This window comes from Candidatus Pantoea formicae, from assembly GCF_011752625.1.
Lineage (GTDB): Bacteria > Pseudomonadota > Gammaproteobacteria > Enterobacterales > Enterobacteriaceae > Pantoea > Pantoea formicae.
The window spans coordinates 169,271-187,397 of the sequence record NZ_VWXD01000003.1 but is presented as its reverse complement, the minus strand read 5'-3'; the positions used below and the strand labels follow the sequence as shown (position 1 = coordinate 187,397).

At 51.7% G+C, this 18,127-nt stretch carries 13 protein-coding genes; 6 read left to right on the top strand and 7 right to left on the bottom strand.

What is annotated here, in order from left to right; translation table 11 throughout:
* Positions 1-74 precede the first annotated feature (74 nt).
* Positions 75-1,091: a lipoate--protein ligase gene (gene lplA, locus F3J38_RS09615; RefSeq protein WP_167137572.1), complete on the top strand. Its 1,017-nt coding sequence runs from the start codon at positions 75-77 to the stop codon at positions 1,089-1,091.
* Here lplA and F3J38_RS09610 read toward each other — a convergent pair.
* The 3 genes from F3J38_RS09610 to F3J38_RS09600 all read right to left on the bottom strand — a co-directional run bounded on the left by F3J38_RS09610 (position 1,084) and on the right by F3J38_RS09600 (position 3,518).
* Complete coding sequence (locus F3J38_RS09610; protein WP_167137569.1) at positions 1,084-1,662, bottom strand: TetR/AcrR family transcriptional regulator; 579 nt, start codon at positions 1,660-1,662, stop codon at positions 1,084-1,086. The two genes, lplA and F3J38_RS09610, sit on opposite strands and share 8 nt — an antisense overlap.
* Complete coding sequence (locus F3J38_RS09605) at positions 1,659-2,255, bottom strand: NAD(P)H-dependent oxidoreductase (protein ID WP_167137567.1); 597 nt, start codon at positions 2,253-2,255, stop codon at positions 1,659-1,661. Before F3J38_RS09605 ends, F3J38_RS09610 begins: the two co-directional genes overlap by 4 nt.
* A 582-nt stretch (positions 2,256-2,837) precedes the next feature.
* Complete coding sequence (locus tag F3J38_RS09600; RefSeq protein WP_167137564.1) at positions 2,838-3,518, bottom strand: pirin family protein; 681 nt, start codon at positions 3,516-3,518, stop codon at positions 2,838-2,840.
* 221 nt (positions 3,519-3,739) lie between these two features.
* Here F3J38_RS09600 and F3J38_RS09595 point away from each other — a divergent pair, with 221 nt between their 5' ends.
* Positions 3,740-4,303 (top strand): TetR/AcrR family transcriptional regulator, encoded by a 564-nt coding sequence (locus tag F3J38_RS09595; protein WP_167137561.1) that lies wholly within the window; start codon positions 3,740-3,742, stop codon positions 4,301-4,303.
* Positions 4,304-4,305: 2 nt separating this feature from the next.
* Here F3J38_RS09595 and F3J38_RS09590 read toward each other — a convergent pair whose 3' ends face one another.
* From F3J38_RS09590 to F3J38_RS09575, 4 genes are all read right to left on the bottom strand, one after another.
* The gene (locus F3J38_RS09590; protein WP_167137559.1) at positions 4,306-4,887 is read right to left on the bottom strand and encodes a TetR/AcrR family transcriptional regulator; all 582 of its coding nucleotides are present in this window, start codon (positions 4,885-4,887) and stop codon (positions 4,306-4,308) included.
* A 134-nt stretch (positions 4,888-5,021) separates the two neighbouring features.
* Positions 5,022-6,446 carry an efflux transporter outer membrane subunit gene (locus F3J38_RS09585; protein WP_167137556.1) on the bottom strand — a complete coding sequence of 475 codons (1,425 nt, stop codon included), beginning with the start codon at positions 6,444-6,446 and terminating at the stop codon, positions 5,022-5,024.
* Position 6,447: 1 nt separating this feature from the next.
* Entirely contained in the window at positions 6,448-9,609 is a 3,162-nt protein-coding gene (locus F3J38_RS09580) for an efflux RND transporter permease subunit (protein WP_167137553.1), read from the bottom strand.
* Position 9,610: 1 nt separating this feature from the next.
* Entirely contained in the window at positions 9,611-10,759 is a 1,149-nt protein-coding gene (locus tag F3J38_RS09575) for an efflux RND transporter periplasmic adaptor subunit (RefSeq protein ID WP_167137551.1), read from the bottom strand.
* Between the two features lie 783 nt (positions 10,760-11,542).
* Between F3J38_RS09575 and F3J38_RS09570 the strand changes: the two genes are divergently transcribed.
* Genes F3J38_RS09570 through F3J38_RS09555 form a run of 4 tightly spaced genes read left to right on the top strand, consistent with a single transcriptional unit; the run spans position 11,543 to position 18,118 of the window.
* Complete coding sequence (locus F3J38_RS09570; RefSeq protein WP_167137548.1) at positions 11,543-14,101, top strand: type VI secretion system Vgr family protein; 2,559 nt, start codon at positions 11,543-11,545, stop codon at positions 14,099-14,101.
* Positions 14,102-14,106: 5 nt separating this feature from the next.
* Positions 14,107-16,434, top strand: coding sequence for a DUF2169 family type VI secretion system accessory protein (locus F3J38_RS09565; RefSeq protein ID WP_167137545.1), 2,328 nt, complete (start codon positions 14,107-14,109; stop codon positions 16,432-16,434).
* Positions 16,435-16,437: 3 nt separating this feature from the next.
* Positions 16,438-17,523 (top strand): pentapeptide repeat-containing protein, encoded by a 1,086-nt coding sequence (locus F3J38_RS09560; RefSeq protein ID WP_167137541.1) that lies wholly within the window; start codon positions 16,438-16,440, stop codon positions 17,521-17,523.
* On the top strand, positions 17,510-18,118 hold the full coding sequence (locus F3J38_RS09555; protein WP_167137538.1) for a DUF3540 domain-containing protein: 609 nt from the start codon (positions 17,510-17,512) through the stop codon (positions 18,116-18,118). The genes F3J38_RS09560 and F3J38_RS09555 overlap by 14 nt, the downstream gene beginning before the upstream one ends.
* The last annotated feature ends 9 nt before the right edge of the window (positions 18,119-18,127 follow it).

Below are 18,127 nucleotides of genomic sequence, written 5' to 3'. Positions count from 1 at the left end.
TGAAGGGCGTTTTTCTTACCTTTCCTTTCCGTAACGCGTAAGCTATGGCTCTTTCTCAAGGAACTGGAGGAAACATGTCCACCTTACGTTTGCTGATCTCTGATTCGCACGATCCCTGGTTTAACCTCGCGGTGGAGGAGTGCATCTTCCGCCAAATGCCCACCACTCAGCGCGTGTTGTTTTTATGGCAGAACGCCGAAACGGTGGTCATTGGCCGTGCACAAAATCCGTGGAAAGAGTGCAATACGCGCAGGATGGCAGAAGATGGCATCAAGCTAGCGCGACGCAGCAGTGGCGGCGGTGCGGTGTTTCATGATCTGGGCAACGCCTGTTTCACCTTTATGGCCGGCAAACCGGAGTACGATAAAACCGTCTCAACAGCCATTATTTTGCAGGCGATGGCGAAATTGGGCATGCACGCGGAAGCCTCTGGGCGCAATGATATTGTGGTCAACGTGCAGGGCGAAATGCGCAAGATTTCCGGTTCCGCCTATCGTGAAACCCCCGACCGCGGTTTTCACCATGGCACTTTCCTGATGAATGCCGATCTCTCGCGACTCGCTGATTACCTGAACCCGGACATCAAAAAGCTTCAGGCCAAAGGGATCACGTCGGTGCGTTCACGCGTTGCCAATATCGCGGATTTTATCCCGGATATTAGTTTTACAGACGTGTGTCGCGAGGTGATTGCGGCCTACTTCGCGCATTACCACGAAACCTGCGAGCCCGAATATATTTCACCTGAAGCGCTGCCAGACCTTCCCGGCTTTAAGGAGCAGTTTGCACGACAGAGCAGCTGGGAGTGGAATTTTGGCCAGGCACCGGATTTCTCACACCTGCTGCAGGAACGTTTTGTCTGGGGCGGCGTAGAAATGCACTTTGATGTTGAGCGTGGCACCATTACCCGCAGCCAGATTTTCACCGATAGCCTCAACCCCGCACCGTTAGAAACGCTGGCGATGAGGTTACAAGGTGTGGTGTATCGCCCGGAATCCCTTCAGGCTGCCATGCAAGAACTGATTGCGGAGTTTCCGGAACAACAGATGGAACTCAGCGAATTGGCAAGCTGGCTGGTGAACAGCATCAGATAATATGGCGTTGCACCAGCGCCTCAATCAGTCCCTGCAGTTCCTTTACGCCATCCAGTTGTCGAATATCGCTACACACCACGGCATTTGAGATGGCGTCTGCCGCGCCCAGCAACCCCCACAAGCTGGATTGCGGCAGCTTCGCTTCAGCAAACCACAGACGAAACTTTGCCATAAAATCGAGTTGGTATTTGCGCTTCACCTCTGCCAATTCTGGGGTGCTGTTGAGCGCAGACAACACATCGGGGATCTCTCTTCCTTGAGTGAGTACACAGTTCACATAGCAAGCCGCCACCGTGCTGGCACGCTCCGTCAGCTTGGCCCCCGCCTTTGCCATCGCCGCATCAATCACAGCGTTTTGCCGCACATCGAAGTCCTCATACAGCACAGCGAGCAAACCGTGCCGGGTACCAAAATGCTCATACACTACGGGCTTGCTAACACCCGCCTCGACCGCCACCCGTCCTAAGGTCAGCGCATCACTGCCGTGCGAGCGCACCAGGTTCCACGCCGTGCTGATTAGCTGCTCGCGGCGCTCGTCAAAGGTCATACGTTGGCGCGTTGGTAAGTTCATGCAGGTTCCTTCAAAGTGAAAAGCCGCTGCCCCAACTGCTGGGCGAGCGCGTAATGGGCATCAGGATAGCCTTCATCAGACGGCAACAACAGTTCGCTGGTGATTATCGGAGCGCCACAGTAGCCAAATATCCCCTCATCAATCTGATTGCGCATACTGCTGAAATAGCCGCGACGCAGGTAAGTGCGCGTATTCGCCGCACCCAGTGCCAGCAGATGCACCTGCAGATGACCTAACTTTTTGATGACCTTTTCGCCGGTATCGTCATACGCCCAGCCTTGGGTAAATACGCGGTCAATCCATCCTTTCAACTGTGCCGGGAAGGACCACCAGTAAATCGGATACACCAATACCAGCGCGTCCGCACGGTTCAAACGCTGCTGTTCCGCCAACACATCCGCTGGCGAAACAGTGCCCAATTTGAACTGATCGAAATCCGCCTGATTGAAGCGCGGATCGAATTGCTCGGCGGCTAAATCGGCGATTTCAACGCTGTGTAAACCACTCGTCGTGATGCCTGCTGCAAGTTGTGTGACCACAGCGTGCGTATGTGAATGGCTGTCAGGATGGGCCGTAACGATAAGCGTATGCATGGGAATAATCTCCGATAATGATCGACCTACCATTGGTAACTTACCAGTGGTAGGTTGTCAATTGCTTATTTGTCGTGCGACTTGAACGAGGGATGCCATTTGGTTGAGCCGAGGGGTGATAACAAGTTTGGAATGGGCTGGAGGAATTAGTTGCGCAAGAGACGACGATTCCTGGGTGGGTTTGGTGGGTTTGGCTGATTTGGCTGATTTGGCTGATTTGGCTGATTTGCCGAGTTTAGTGATGATCCAGATTAGTTTTCCATAGCTTCAATCGGTTTTATCAAAGCGGGCACAATCTAAATGGCCGTAGCACCGCTGATGCTGCAAGGGCTATTCGCAGCGCTGAGGCTTTTACGTTGGGCCAGGAGCCAGCCGCAGGGAAGCGGCAGGCAGTTCGGGTAGGCCTGGATGGCCGTACCCGAACGATCCGTCGGCACGACGTGGAAGCCGAGGGCACCGCGTCAGCGGCGCGAGGACTGCCCGGCAGCAGCAGCGGTGCTACGGTCCGCTCCGCTACACAAAAAACTGCCATTCGTTGACCAATGGCAGCCTTTAATCCTCATCAATATTCTCTGATTCCAATCAAATAAAAGTGACGCCGTCACTCACTAAAAAAGCTATCACTGTCGCGTCTCGCTCGCCACGCACCGCGGGTAATGCGCCCTGCTCACTTATAGAATCCCCTTGCGCCAAACGCTCATCGCCAACCTTTACAATGCCATCCAGCAACGTCAGCCAGGTTGAGAAACCGGCGATATGTGGCACTTCGACTTGTGCGCCCCGCTCCACTTTTAGATCATAAATAAAAACCTCCTGACCCAAACGTAATGGTGCATCACTACTTTCGGGTCCCGCCAGTAACGTCCAGACGTTAAGCGATGGGCCATCAGCGCGAATGAAATCCAGTGTTCGTGGAATACCGCCGCTTTTTGCCGGACGGATATAAACCTGCAGCATCTCGGTTTCGACAAACGGCGCAGATTCTTCGTAGCGCACCCCACTTCCTGCACTCACCAGCATGGCACGTTTTGCATTCAGCGCGGTTTTTTCACCCTGTTCCGTCAGGTGTTGTGCCGAACCACGCCAAACGTAGCTAAAAATTTCTTCATCTTGACGGGTGTGCATCGGAATAAGCGCATCCATTTTCAACGACATCTGGTCAATGATCGCCAGCGGGCCAAATGCCTCACCGGGTCTTTGCCGACGGATAGTAAAAGGACCGTATTCAAACAGTTGGTCACGCTGGGCACGCATCACGTTCATGGTTTGCTCCTTAAATATTGCTATGCACATCATGATAGCGACATGAAACCAACTGAACAGGTGTTCGATTTGCTCGCTTATGTCAAAATTTTTGAATGTTAATACCCTGTGGCAATAATAAGAAAGGGAAACGACCCTAAGACCGACAAATTTCAGCAATCATGATTAGTCAGCCCGCTTATTTTTGCGTAAAATAAGCTTTTCCGTGACGAGTAAATATCATGAATCGCAGCGAACAAATTCTTGACGCAGCCGAACAATGCATGCGACTAAAAGGTTTTCATCAAACTTCCATTCAGAATATTGCCAGTCAGGCAGATGTGAGCATTGGTTTAATTTATAAATACTATAAAAATAAAGAAGCCATCATTGAAGCACTGGTAACCAATGTGGTGCAACGCATGATTGCATTATTAAATGCTGATTTTGAGCGAATAGCCCATGCAGGAGGGATGACACATTCGGTGCAAGACATTGTGCCACCTGAAGTCGAACACAGTATTGTGTTGCTGATGGAGGTATCATCTGAATCCACACGTAACGAACGTATTCGTCAGATAATGCATGATGCGTGGCAGGTGCTGAAAAATAACTTCATTATTCAGGAACAGACGCTTAATCCGGCGCTGGATGCCAACGTTATCAATACCCGACTGCATATCATTTCCCTGGTCATTGACGGCATGATTATCCGCCGCTGCATGAAACAGCGTGACGTTCCTGCCGGTTTTATGCCTTTCTTCGATGCCGTCACGCGTGACATCAATCAGTCTGACAAGGTCTGATGTCAGCCAAACAAATGATGCGTGAGAATGCCATTGATTCTCACTTGTTCCTGATGATCCAGGGTTTTATCGTTAAAAGCGCGACAGGCAACCCCGTCTACCAGCATCAATAAAAATTGAATACGATCATTACACTGCTGAGCACTCACGCCAGGGTTCTGTTGAACGAATGATTTTTCCAGCTCAGCAATCAATAATTGTTCTTCCTGCGCCAGAACATCACGGACACACTGATTCCGCGATGCTTCCGAATACATTTCCAGTAATAAACAGCGGTCCTGATACGGCCAACCCTGCCAAAAATCAGACTCTGTGTAAATAATATCAGTGGTGCTAATTTGTTGTGGAAGCTTATTTTGCAAAAAAAGACGCCAGCTCACGGCAATACTTTTAATAGTTTCGCCGACGATTAATTCTTTACTCTCGAAATAACGGTATATCTGCCCTGCTCCCAGTCCGGATTCACGGCTAATATCCGCCATGCTGGCGCCATGAAAACCTGATTGACTAAAGCAAATTTTGGCCGCTGAAATAATCAACTGCTGACGTTGCTGGAAGAACTCTTCATTCTCTGATTTGCTCAATCATCGCTCCTAAAATGTCCACAGCGTAATTATTGTTTTTTATATCATACGCGAAGGCGTTTCCCGCTGAAATGGCGGCTAAAAACCCAGTTACATTTTTACCCGGGCCGACACATAACCGGCCCGGGGGTGGGTTACATTTTCAGTTCAGATTCTTTCAATGCCGTACCGCCCCCCAAAACTTTGTAGAAGGTATTGAGGTTTTGGTAATAGGCCTGCTCAACGCTGACCAAACTGGTACGCGCCGTGTAGAGCGTACGCTGAGCGGTTAACGCATTCAGATAGGTATCCACCCCGTTCTGATAACGCAGATCTGCCAAGTGGTAGTAGGTTTGCGAAGCGGCAACATTATTACGCTGGCTGGTCAACTGATCGTTGATCGTGCCACGGCGAGCCAATGCATCTGCCACCTCCTGGAAGGCCGTTTGTACCGCCTTTTCATACACCGCCACGTAATACTCCTTCTGCGCTTTGGTGTAATTAAGGTAGGAAACGTTATAGCCGCCTTTAAAGATCGGCAGTGAAATGCTCGGTGCGAACGACCAAATCCCCGCGCCATTCTTGAACAGCGATGACAAATCAGAACTGCCCACGCCACCGCTGGCGGTGAGTGAAATGCTGGGGAAGAAGTTCGCACGCGCCGCGCCGATATTGGCATTCGCCGCTTTCAGATTGTGTTCAGCCTGCAACACGTCCGGGCGGTTATTCAGCGCGTCCGATGACACCCCAGCCGGTACGGTGCGTAGCGCATTGCCGATCGACTCAATACTCTGCGGCAGCAGATTATCAGGCACGCTTTTCCCTACCACTAAATCAAGTGCGTTCTTATCCTGCGCCACGCTGGTGGTGTAGCTCGCGACATCTGCCTGCGCCGACTGATAGGTGGTTTCTGCAGAGGCGACATCCACCATCGAGTCCACCCCGTTTTGCAGACGCTTGCGCGTCACCTCCAGTGACTGGCGTGCACTTTCGGCGGTCTCTTTGGCAATCGCCAAATTGCTACGATCAGCGGCGAGCTGTAACCAATAATCCACGGTGTTATACAGCACCGTCAGACGCGTGCTGCGTGCGCCCTCCAGCGTGCCCAGGTAGGTTTCATACTGTTGACGCGTCAGGCTCTGATTTTTACCAAACAGATCCAACTCAAATGAACTGACGCTGCCTTCTGCGGAGTAGGTATTGCTGAGCGCCGTTTGGTTGCCTTCTCCCGTTAGCGCACGTGAGCGTGTCCCACTCACGCCCGCACTGATCGTGGGAAACAGATCGGCGCGCTGCTCACCATATTGCGCATGGGCGGATTTGACACTCGCCACCGCTTCACGCAGATCGCGGCTACTGTCCAGCGCCATTGCTACCACCTGGCGCAAATGGGTATCGAGCACATAATCCTGCCAACTGATGTCGCGATAATTGCCTGGCGTTCCCTGCAATCCACGATAGGCATCACCGGTAGGTGCGGTGGTGTTCACCGCACCTTTTGGACGGTCATAATGCGGATCGAGGGAAACACAGCCCGCAAGGAAGCACGGTAAAAACACCATTAAAAGTTTTGCAGACATATTACTCCTCCGCCTTAACAGCAGATTCAGTTGACTGTGCATCGTCATGCGGAATCGCCGGGAATACGCGACGGACCAGAACAAAGAACAGCGGGACAAAGAAGATGGCCAGCAAGGTCGCGGTCAAAGTACCGCCGATAATGCCAGTACCGATGGCGATACGGCTGTTCGCCCCGGCACCAGTTGAGATAGCGAGCGGCAGCACCCCAGCGGTAAACGCCAGCGAGGTCATGATGATAGGACGCAAACGCATCGTTGCCGCATGAATCGCTGCTTTCACCAGGTTCTCACCCTTCCGGTAATGCTCCTCAGCGAACTCGACGATCAGAATGGCGTTTTTGGCCGACAGCCCAATAATGGTTAACAGCGCCACCTGGAAATAGACATCGTTTTCCAATCCACGCAGTGAAATCGCCAGCAACGAACCAATCACGCCCAGCGGCACCACCATCATCACCGAGAACGGCACTGACCAGCTCTCATACAAAGCGGCGAGACACAGGAACACCACAATCAGTGAGATGCCATATAGCGACATTGCCTGGTTGCCAGAGAGTTTTTCCTGATACGAGAGTCCACTCCACGCGAAGGTGGTGCCAGCAGGCAGTTTTGCCGCCAGTTTTTCCATCGCCGAGATCGCATCGCCCGAGCTCTTACCCGACGCGGCGGAGCCTTCAATTTCATAGGAGGCAAGGCCGTTATAACGAGACAGCACATCCGGTCCGTACGCCCATTGCGACGAAGCAAACGACGAGAACGGCACCATGGTGGTATTACTGCTGCTGTCGGTGCCACGCACATACCATTGGTCAATATCTTCCGGTTTACTGCGGAACTGTTGGTCGCCCTGGATATAGACTTTCTTCACGCGACCGCGATCGGTGAAGTCATTGACGTAACTTCCCCCTATCGCTGCACTCAGCGTGTCGTTGATATCGCTGATGGTCAGGCCCAGCGACTGCGCTTTGGCATCATCAATATTCACGTCCAACTGTGGCAGATCCGGCAGCGAGTTAGCACGAACCGCACTCATAACCGGGTCTTGGTTGGCTTCGGCAATCAGCTGATTGCGCATCTTCAGCAGTTGATCGCGATCGGTGGCTCCCCGACCCTGGAGTTCAAAGGTAAAGCCATTTGACTGGCCCAGCCCAGAAACAGCCGGGGGCGACAGCACAAAAATCTGCGCATCACGAATGCTGGAAAGCGCCGCCATCGCACGGCCAGCAATCGCATCAGCACTGTTTTCACTGCCTTTACGCTCGCTCCAGTTTTTCAATGAGATAAAGCCAATACCGGCGTTCTGGCCACTCCCCGCAAAACTGAAGCCGTTGACCAGCATGCTAACGTTAACGTTATCTTTCTCTTTGGTGGCGAAGTACTGCTGTACCTGCTTACGGACTTCACTGGTGCGGTTTTCCGTCGCACCCGGTGCCAACTGATACTGCACCATAATGTAGCCCTGATCTTCGGTCGGCAGGAAACCGGTTGGCAGGCGCATATAGAGCACTGCACAGCCAATCAATAACACCCCGTACAGCAGCAGGTAGCGCACCGAACTGTGCACCACATGGCCTACACCGTTTTGATAACGCGCCTGAACTTTTTCATAACTGCGGTTAAACCAGCCAAAGAAGCCTTTCGTGCCGCTTTCGTGGTTATGCGGTTTGAGTAATGTGGCACACAGCGCGGGGGTCAGCGTTAAGGCCACAATCACCGACAGCACCATCGACGACACAATGGTGATAGAGAATTGACGATAAATCACACCGGTAGAGCCGCTGAAGAAGGTCATCGGCAGGAACACCGCCGATAGCACTAATGCGATACCAATCAGCGCGCCCGTAATCTCTCTCATCGACTTCTCAGTGGCCTGACGCGGCGGTAATCCCTCTTCACGCATCACGCGCTCAACGTTTTCCACCACTACGATGGCATCATCGACCAGCAAGCCAATGGCAAGCACCATGCCGAACATGGTTAAGGTGTTGATCGAGTAGCCAAACAGTGACAACACGCCAAAGGTGCCGAGTAACACCACGGGTACCGCAATCGCCGGGATCAACGTGGTACGGATATTTTGTAAGAACACAAACATCACGATAACCACCAGGATCACCGCTTCAATCAGCGTTTTTACCACCTCTTCAATCGAGATCTTGACGAAGTCAGTACTGTCGAGCGGGTATGCAATCTCATAACCCGCGGGCATACTGCTGCGGAATTCATTGATGGTGGATTTCACCTGCTCTGCGGTCGAGAGCGCGTTAGCACCCGACGCCAGCTGCACCGCAATACCCGATGCCGGATGACCATTCGCCAGTACGTTGGCGCTGTAGTCCTCATCACCCATTTCGACGCGGGCGACATCACTTAGACGCACTACCGAACCGTCCGTCTGGCTTTTCAGCACAATATTGCGGAATTGTTCTGGCGTTTGCAGGCGCGAACGCGAACGCACCGTCGCCACCAGCTGTTGTTCTTTGCTGGCGGGTTGCGCACCTAACTGCCCTGAAGAAACCTGGGTGTTTTGGCTCTCAAGCGCGGTGGTCACATCGGATGGCATTAATGAATAGGAAGCCAGTTTGCTGGGGTCCAGCCAAATGCGCATCGCATATTCGGCACCAAACACCTGCACGCTCCCGACGCCCGGCACACGCGCCAGGGTATCTTCCATGTTACTGACCATATAGTCGGCAACATCGGCAGAGGTGCTTTTGTTGGTTTTATCGTAAAGCGCGAGGATCAGCAGAAAGTCACTCTGCGCCTTCTCCACAGTAACACCCTGCGTTGTCACCGCAGTGGGCAGACGACTTTCAGCCTGCTGTACCTTGTTCTGCACCTGCACCTGCGCGATATCCGGGTCAGTCCCCTGCTGGAACGTGACCGTGATCTTCACCTGGCCGGTTGAGGCTGTACTGGTGGAGCTGAAATAGAGTAAGCCATCCAGCCCGGTGAGCTGTTGCTCAATCACCTGCGTTACACTGCTCTCCAGTGTTTCCGCCGAAGCACCGGTGTAAGTGGCCTGAATACTGATCTGCGGGGGTGCCACATCCGGGTACTGAGCAACAGGCAGACTATTAATGCTGAGCAAACCGAACATCATAATGCAGATGGCAATCACCCAGGCAAAAACTGGGCGGCGGATAAAGAACTGAGCCAACATATCAGTTGCCCTCGCTGGTCGCAGCTTTGTCGTTTGGCGTCACTTCGACGGCTTTAACGCTCATGCCCGCCTGCACTTTCCCGGTGCCCTCAACAATCAGTTTATCGCCGCTGTTAAGCCCAGAAGTAATCAGCCATTTGTTGCCAATCACCCGATCGGCCACCACCTCACGACTCTCGACTTTGTTCTCTTTATCGACCACCAGCGCCGTGGCATTGCCTTTGGCATCACGGGTAATGCCCTGCTGCGGTGCCAAAATCGCATCAGTTTTCACGCCGTTCGTGACATTCGCACGCACATACATGCCAGGCAGAAGTTCATGTTGGGGATTGGGGAAAATCGCACGAAGCGTGACCGTTCCGGTCGCTTCATCCACCGCCACTTCCGTCAGTTCCAGTTTGCCCGGATGGTCATAGGCGCTGCCGTCTTCCAGTTTCACCGTTACAGGGACCACATCCGTGCTCTGCTGCAACGACGCCTGCTGGCGTTTCAGCTTCAGCAGTTGCACGCTGGATTGCGTGAGATCGACATAGATAGGGTCAAGCGCGCGAATGGTTGCCAGCGCGGTGGTTTGGCTGGCGGTCACCAGTGCACCCGGTGTCACCGATGAGATACCGATACGACCGCTAATCGGCGCTTTGATTTGGGTGTAATTAAGGTTGATGCGCGCACTTTCAACCGCAGCACGATATTGGTCCACGGATGCGACATTCTGTTGATAGGTTGCCAGCGCGTCATCCGCATCCTGGCGCGACACGCCGTTTTCTTTAACCAGAGCCGCATAGCGCTCGGCTTTTAATTTGCTGCTTTTAACTAATGCCTGCGCATTTTTCAGTTGCGCCAGGGCTTGATCGTAACTGGCCTGGTAGCTGGCGGGGTCGATCTGGTACAACACTTGGCCCGCTTTGACCTCATCTCCTTCGGTAAACAGGCGTTTTAAAATGATGCCTTCTACCTGTGGCCGCACCTCTGACGTCATGCTCCCTGTGACCCTTCCGGCAAGCTGGCTATCCAGCGTAACCGGTTCGCTTTGCAATGTTTTCACGCCAACTTCTGTTGGCATATTTGCGGCTGGTTGATTGCTGTTTTGATCGCAAGCGGCGACTAACATCACTAGCCCGGCGATCACACTGCGCTGAAAATTCTTCATGAATTATCCTGTAGTGAACGTTCATTCTCAAGATTTAGTCTAACAAATCACAGCCGCATCGACTGTCAGGAAAATGAAAATAGTTACAGTGTGCCTTAGCTTATCGTGCGGCACTTTAGTGAGATGAAAGGGTCTGAAAAGTGCATTACGCACCTTTTGGAAACATGAATATAATTTGATTTCAGAATGAAAGATCATCACGTTACAAATCGGCAACATATAAATGTTGTCTAAAAAATAATATCAACATTTACATACTATAATTTGTGTTAAGGCAACCTTATATTCTACTCTTTTTTGTGAATGCTTCAGGAAAGCAAGTTTTCAGAAAATAACCTTCCGTTAAAGTTACTCTGTATATCATCTCCATTATCTATCATCACCTCGAAATTTAATTCTTTAACCGCAGCCATAAGCAAATTGCATATTTTCATCATATTAAAAATTTATTTTTCATATCAAAATAAATTCACAAACAAAATAGACTTGCTCGCATGCCGCTATATTCATGGGGTGCGCAATTTGTCAGACTAAAGATGACAATTTAAATGCTCTCGTTAGCTTTCCGTCAGGAAAGCGTTTAGGAAGTTTCTTATCTTCACACAGGCCAGCAAATAATATAAAAACGTTAGAAGATTTGTAAATTCGACAAATAACTAAGGGCTCTCAATTCATCTGAATTAAGTGCTCTCGGCTTTTTATTGCCAATTTATTTCAGGATGCAAAATAGAATATTTTGCGGTCCGTGCGGTAGCCATGCCGGAATAAAAAGAAAGGGTAATTATGGATCGTGTCGTCGTTGCACATTCACCACTGAGCGAGTCATTACTATTCAAAAGCATGGTAGGTCACGAAGCACTTTCGTGCATCTACCAGTATGATGTTGAATTTCTTTGCAAAGATAACAGCCTTTCTCTGCCTGATTTACTGGGTAAACCTCTGACTCTTGAATTAAAACCTCGCCCAGGCGTGACCCGCTACTTAAGCGGAATTATCACTCGCATGGCTTTCCTGGGGCATGAAAAACACCGAGAAGAATATTATACCTTTCGTGCGGAGGTCAGACCTGAATTATGGTATCTGACACAAAATAGCGGATTTCGTATTTGGCAAAAGCAAACTGTGAAGCAGATCATCGAAACGGTCCTGAATGATGCTGGTATTATTTTTGAAAATAAGCTGACGGGCACCTACCGAGAATGGGAATTCTGCGTGCAGTATCAGGAAAGCACCTATGCTTTCTTGCAGCGCTTAATGGAGCACGAGGGCATCTATTTTTATTTCGAGCATACTTTGGATAAACAGACACTGATTCTGGTCGATGATCCCGCTATTCACACGCCTTTTCCTGGCTATGATTGCATTGAATATCATCAAGCCGCGGCAGGCGGATATGTGAATGATGAAAGCATTAATATCTGGCAAGCCACAGCCGCTATTTCTCCCAGCCTTTATCAGCACGATGATTACAATTATCTGGAAAGCAACGCTGATCTTTCCGCAAATGGTCAAATCAGCCAGTCACACGCGCAAAAGGTTGCGACCCAGCGTGAATGGCCGGGGCAATATCCCCAACAGGGTGATGGGCAAAATTACGTCAACGTACGCCAACAGGAGCTTGCTGCTCGCCAGTTGGAATCTGACGGGGTTGGAGATGCCTTTGGATTAGCGCCAGGTTATACCTTCGCCTTAACTAAAGCCCCCAGGGCGAGTGATGAAGGTCAATCCTTTTTGGTCACCGCCGTCGACTATCAGCTGGTTGAAAACAGTTACGCCAGTAACGATGAAGATTTCACCCGCCACTGTTTTCAGTTCCGCGTGGTGCCTGCCACAGTGAACTGGCGCCCTGCTCGCAACACCCCCTGGCCGCGGACCAGCGGACCTCAAACTGCCGTGGTGGTCAACGCCCCCGACGCCACTAAGGGGGATAACAGCACCGTCGCCACTGATGATTACGGTCGCGTACGGGTCAAATTCCTCTGGTTTAAAGCGGAAAACGAACAGGATCTTTACTCCTGTTGGTTGCGTGTAGCCAGTGGCTGGGCTGGGAGTCAGCAGGGTTATTACCAGATTCCACGGGTCGGCGAAGAAGTGGTCGTGGACTTCATTAATGGCGATCCCCATATGCCGGTCATTACCGGGCGGGTTTATAACAACCTGCAAACCCAGCCTGTTGGTGAAAGCTTGTTGACCATTAGCAGTGAAGGCGATATCGGCGACAGCGATACCATCACTGCCGAAGCTGCCGAGTCCTGGTCGTGGTCTAAAAGCGGGTTCTGGTCGCGTTCTATAGGAAACAGCGACGCCAGTAACGGCAACTTTATCTCCTTCGACGATCTTTCTGGTGATGAATCGCTGGATATCCACGCCCAGAAAGACCTTAACCTTTCTGCGGATAACGCCATCAAAATCTATGCGGGCAAAGCCGGCGATGGTGCGATGAAGATGTGGTCCGAGGGAAAATTCAATATCCATAGCAATGAAAAACTCACCATGACCGCGCCCAACACGACTCACTCCGTTCGCGGCACCTACTACACAGTAACGGGTTCTAACTTTACGGCTAACGCCATAGGGCTGACCGTTAACGGCGTTAACGGCACGGTTAATGTGGTGAGTAACGTGGCTGCCAGTGGAACGGACTTTGCCTTTAAAGGCATCAGTATGGATTACACCTACCTGAAACGCAGTAAAACCCAGGTGGAGTACAAAGCCGACCTACAGCGTTTTGAACAGGTTCCCTTCTACCAGATACGTGTCGGACTGATGTCGTTACAAAGCGGTGCTACTGGCGTGCTGGGCGATAACAGTGCCATTAAAACCAAGATTCAAAATCTCAAGGATAAAATGGAAGCACGTAAAGAGATCAAAGAGGAAGCTGACGCTAAAAAATACGAAGAATATAACGAGAAACAGGGTGAAAAAATCACCGCTAAGCAAAATGCGCGTAACGGCGTGGAAGACGCCAACAGCAGTGGCAGAAACAGCGCGGAAAACAACAGTCGCCGTAACAGCACGGACAGTAACGCCAGTAATAACAGCCGAAACAGCACAGAGAGCAACGCCAGTAATAACAGCCGCAACAGCACAGAGAGCAACGCCAGCAATAACAGCCGCAACAGCACAGAGAGCAACGCCAGCAATAACAGCACAGACAGTAACGCCAGTAACAACAGCCGCAACAGCACAGAGAGCAACGCCAGCAATAACAGCACAGACAGTAACGCCAGTAACAACAGCCGAAACAGCACAGAGAGCAACGCCAGCAATAACAGTGCTGAGAACAACGCCAACGATAACTTCGATGATAACAACGACCCTGCCTTTAATCCGTGGGCTTAACTGTTATGCAGATTATTAAACCCTCACAACTTAACCACCTGTCACGCCCTTACCGTTGGCAGGGGCAGGATTATCTGGGCGTTGCGGTTATGGCCCTTTTAGATATGTCAGACACCCCCATTCTGCTTGACGAACAAACACTCTGGCAGAGGGTAAATGAAGAATTGCAGTTACCAGATGGTGTACTGGATCTGGCAATACCAAAACACTGTGCGGAATTTCTTGCCAGCGGATTTGGTTTTCCTCAAGCGGGAAATTTAGATTGCGATGTTTCAATACAAGTTGGCTCATTGCGAAAACAGCAACGCTTAGCGCATGAAAATCCTGTTAGCGCCCTGCCCGCAACTTTTCATCCCATTGCCATCAATGATCCCCTGCGACAGGCATTTATGGGGCATCAGTACGATGATCAATGGCTACAGCATGACTACCCTGGATTTGCGCGGGACACCGACTGGCGAGCATTTAATCAAGCCCCAGCCGATCAATGGTGGGAAGATAATGACCGATTGCCGCGTGGCGCCGCCTGGCGGATAGAAAATATGCACCCGCAACATCTGGTGCAGCAGGGACATTTACCGCTGTGGCAAGCGCGCGCCTTTATTACCCGTAATCGACATAACGACCTGTTGTTTGAAGAGGTTAATTTACGCGCCACTACCGTTCATTTTTTGCCGCACTGCAATGAGCTAATCCTGATTTGGCACGGTTGCTGCGCTATCAATGAAGATGACGCGTTTGACGTCCACTCTCTTATGTTGGCACTGGAGTTGGACGATAAACCGCGCGATCAACCGCACTATGCCGGTGTACATCACCGGCGCAGCAACGACGACGATGCGGCACTCCATGCTCTACGTGACAAGGATCTCATCGATCCCGCCATTCTGTCATCCGTTTCCACCGCGGCACCTGAACCGGAGCCCGGCCCCTTGGTGGAAAACCTGAGACGTTATGAACAACAACAACGTCAGCAGTTTGACCCGCACATGATGGCCCATCACTCCCCCTCTATGCCGAAAGCTTCTGCCATGGCATTTAAGCCGGAAGAGGATTTGGCGACGCAATTTCAGCGTCATGAAATAGAGGGGGAGAAACAATACCAACAGATGATGGCAACTTACCAACGAGAGCAACAGCGTAACCCCACATCGCCCATGCATGATGGTGCAACACAATTCAAACAACAGCGTGAGGTTTTGCAGGCGCAATTCCAACGACAAAACACGACGCCAGAACAGCAAAAGCACAGTGAAGAAGCGTTATGGGATAGTTATCGACTCGCAGCACAAAATCATATTGCAGCGCCGAGACTTAGCCTGGCTGCGTCTGAAATTCAGCGTCAACAGCTGCTGCAATGCATGGCTGGAGACAAAAATGCACGTGGTCGGGATTTCACCGGTGCCGACCTCTCCGGCCTGGATCTGCGTGGCATCGATTTCGAAAACGCACTGCTGGAGAACACCGACTTAAGCCACTGTCGGCTTGATTATGCAGACCTGCGCGGTGCTGTGTTGGTACGGGCTGAACTTCATCACACGAGTCTGACGCACTGCTTGTTTGATGGTGCCAATCTTTCACTGACCCAGTGTTGGCACAGTGATTTCAGTGACAGCAGTTTCGAGGAAATCGAGCTTGAAGGTATTGAGCTGGAGCATTGTCGCTTTCACCGCGCCCTGCTGAGCCAACTGCTGATTCAGCGCGCAACACTGGCGAACTGTGACTTTCAACATGCTCAGTTAGAGTACTGCGATCTAATGGATCTGAAGCTCGAAAATCTCGATTTTGGCCATGTGCAACTTAGCCATTGTTCATTCATTCGCTGCCAGTTAGACGCCGTGAATTTTCATCAGGTTTCTGCGCAGAGTTTGTCGCTGGTGAGTTGTACTGCAGAGCGCCTCTGCTTCGACGAGGCAGAATTGAAGCAGTGCTTGTTTACCGCAGAGAGCCGACTGCGACAGGCGCGTTTTCGTCGCGCAACGCTACTGGAGTGCAATCTGCGCGACATCGATATGCAATCCGCTTGCTTCGATGAAGCCACGCTGGAAAACAGCGATTTAAGTGGTACCGACTGCCGCGATGCCAGCTTGCAATTGTTGCGCACCCGATTATGCCGTTTCGTTCGTACAGATTTCCGTGCTGCGCGCCTGACAGGCAGTTTATTGCTGGGCGCGGATCTGCAGAAGAGCCAGCTACAAGGATGCGATATCAGCGACTGCAACCTTTTCCGCGCCGATTTATCCCAGAGCCAAACCGATGAGGCCACTCGCTTCGACCATGCGCTGACCGATAGTATGAAAACGCTGCCACATCGCCGTGAACATCAGGTATAAACCATGACTCCCCAAGACATTCAACATGCTATCAAGTTGGGAAATCTCATCCACGCGATTGTGCCTGAACAGCGCGACTTTACGGGATTGGATCTCTCCGGTGGGCGGTTTATCGCGGTCGATTTACGCGGCGCAGACTTTCGTGGTTGTAATCTGCATGAGACCCAATTTAGTGAATGCTCGCTCTCCGGTGCGCAGTTTGACCAAGCGCAACTGCGCGAGACGCTGTTCAACCAGTGCCAGATGGTCGCCACGCAATTCAGCGGTTGCACCCTGACAGATTGTCTGTTCAATCAATGTGCGTTAATGGAAAGCGATTTCAGCGAGAGCATTCATATCAATAGCCAATTCAATGAAGGCGACCTGAGTGACAGCAGCTTTATGCTGGCCTCGCTGTATCAAAGCGGTTTTCTGACGCTGCCGGTCGAGCAGCTGTTGCTGCGCCACGCCAGTTTGGAACAGTGCACCTTCATGAGTCTGGATCTGCGCCGAAGCGACCTGCACAGCAGCCGCTTTGCACTCTGTACCTTCTATCAGTGCGATATGCGTGGCGGGGACTATCGCCAACAGCATTTCGCCGGGAGTCAGTTCACGGCAAGCCAACTGGATGAAGTGAGTTTTCAGGGTGCGGAGTTAATGCAGTGCAACTTCAGCCAGGTCTCACTGCGTGGCGCGGACTTGCGTGGCGTGCAGGCCAGTCAAGCCCTGTTCACCCACAGCGATTTGCACGATGCGCGCTGCTCTGAAGCGAATTTTAATCAAGCAGTTTTCATGCACGCCCGGTTGAATGAAGCCGATTTCAGCCACAGCCAGCTACAACGCACCGTGTTGCAACATGCCAAAGCCCCACACGCCAATTTCCAGCACTGCCAGTTGGATTACGCCGATTTTTCTTACGCCGAACTCGACCACGCTGATTTGCGCGATGCGAAGTGCCACCAGACCCGTTTTCACCGTGCCAGCCAACAGCAGAGCCTGCTCTCCAGCCGTGAAGGCATTATCGAACAGGATGACGCCCTGTTTGCCGCTGAGAACTGGCAACCGCAAACGCGCCTTACACATCAGGAGGATCACCATGAACCACGCTGAAAATACTGTACCGCTGCCACTGGATTTGCCCTTACAAGCTGAAGGTGAGGTGTTAAGCCTTGAACCCGACGCAGCAGTACAGGTGGTGATTGGCGGACGTCGTTGGCGCTGCCAGCGCGCGGCCAGTTGCCTACTGACACCCCAAATCGGTGACCGCGTGTTGCTCTGCCGCGCCGATGAACAACTGTGGTTACTGGCGGTATTAGTCCGCGCGCAACCGCAACACATGGCCGAATTGCACTGCGAGGGACAATTAACCTTCAGTGCCAGTCAGCGATTAACCCTGCGCAGCCCGCAGTTTGAGTTACAGGCTGAGCACGGCGACTGTCAGATCAACCAGCTCAACTATCGCGGCGATCAGGTTTCCGCATGGGTCACGTTGAGCCGCGTATTTGGCAAACGTTGCGAAAGCCTGTGGGAGAGCCTGAGCCAAATCAGTCATCACCTGCTGCGCCGCACCACGCACACCGAACAGGTGCGCGCCGGACAACTCGATATTAAAACCAGCCAACTCACTCGTCTGCGCGCACCAACCACGCTGATCAGCAGCGAATCGCTGACGCGCGTCGATGGCAAACAGATCCACATGGGTTAAGAGGAGACA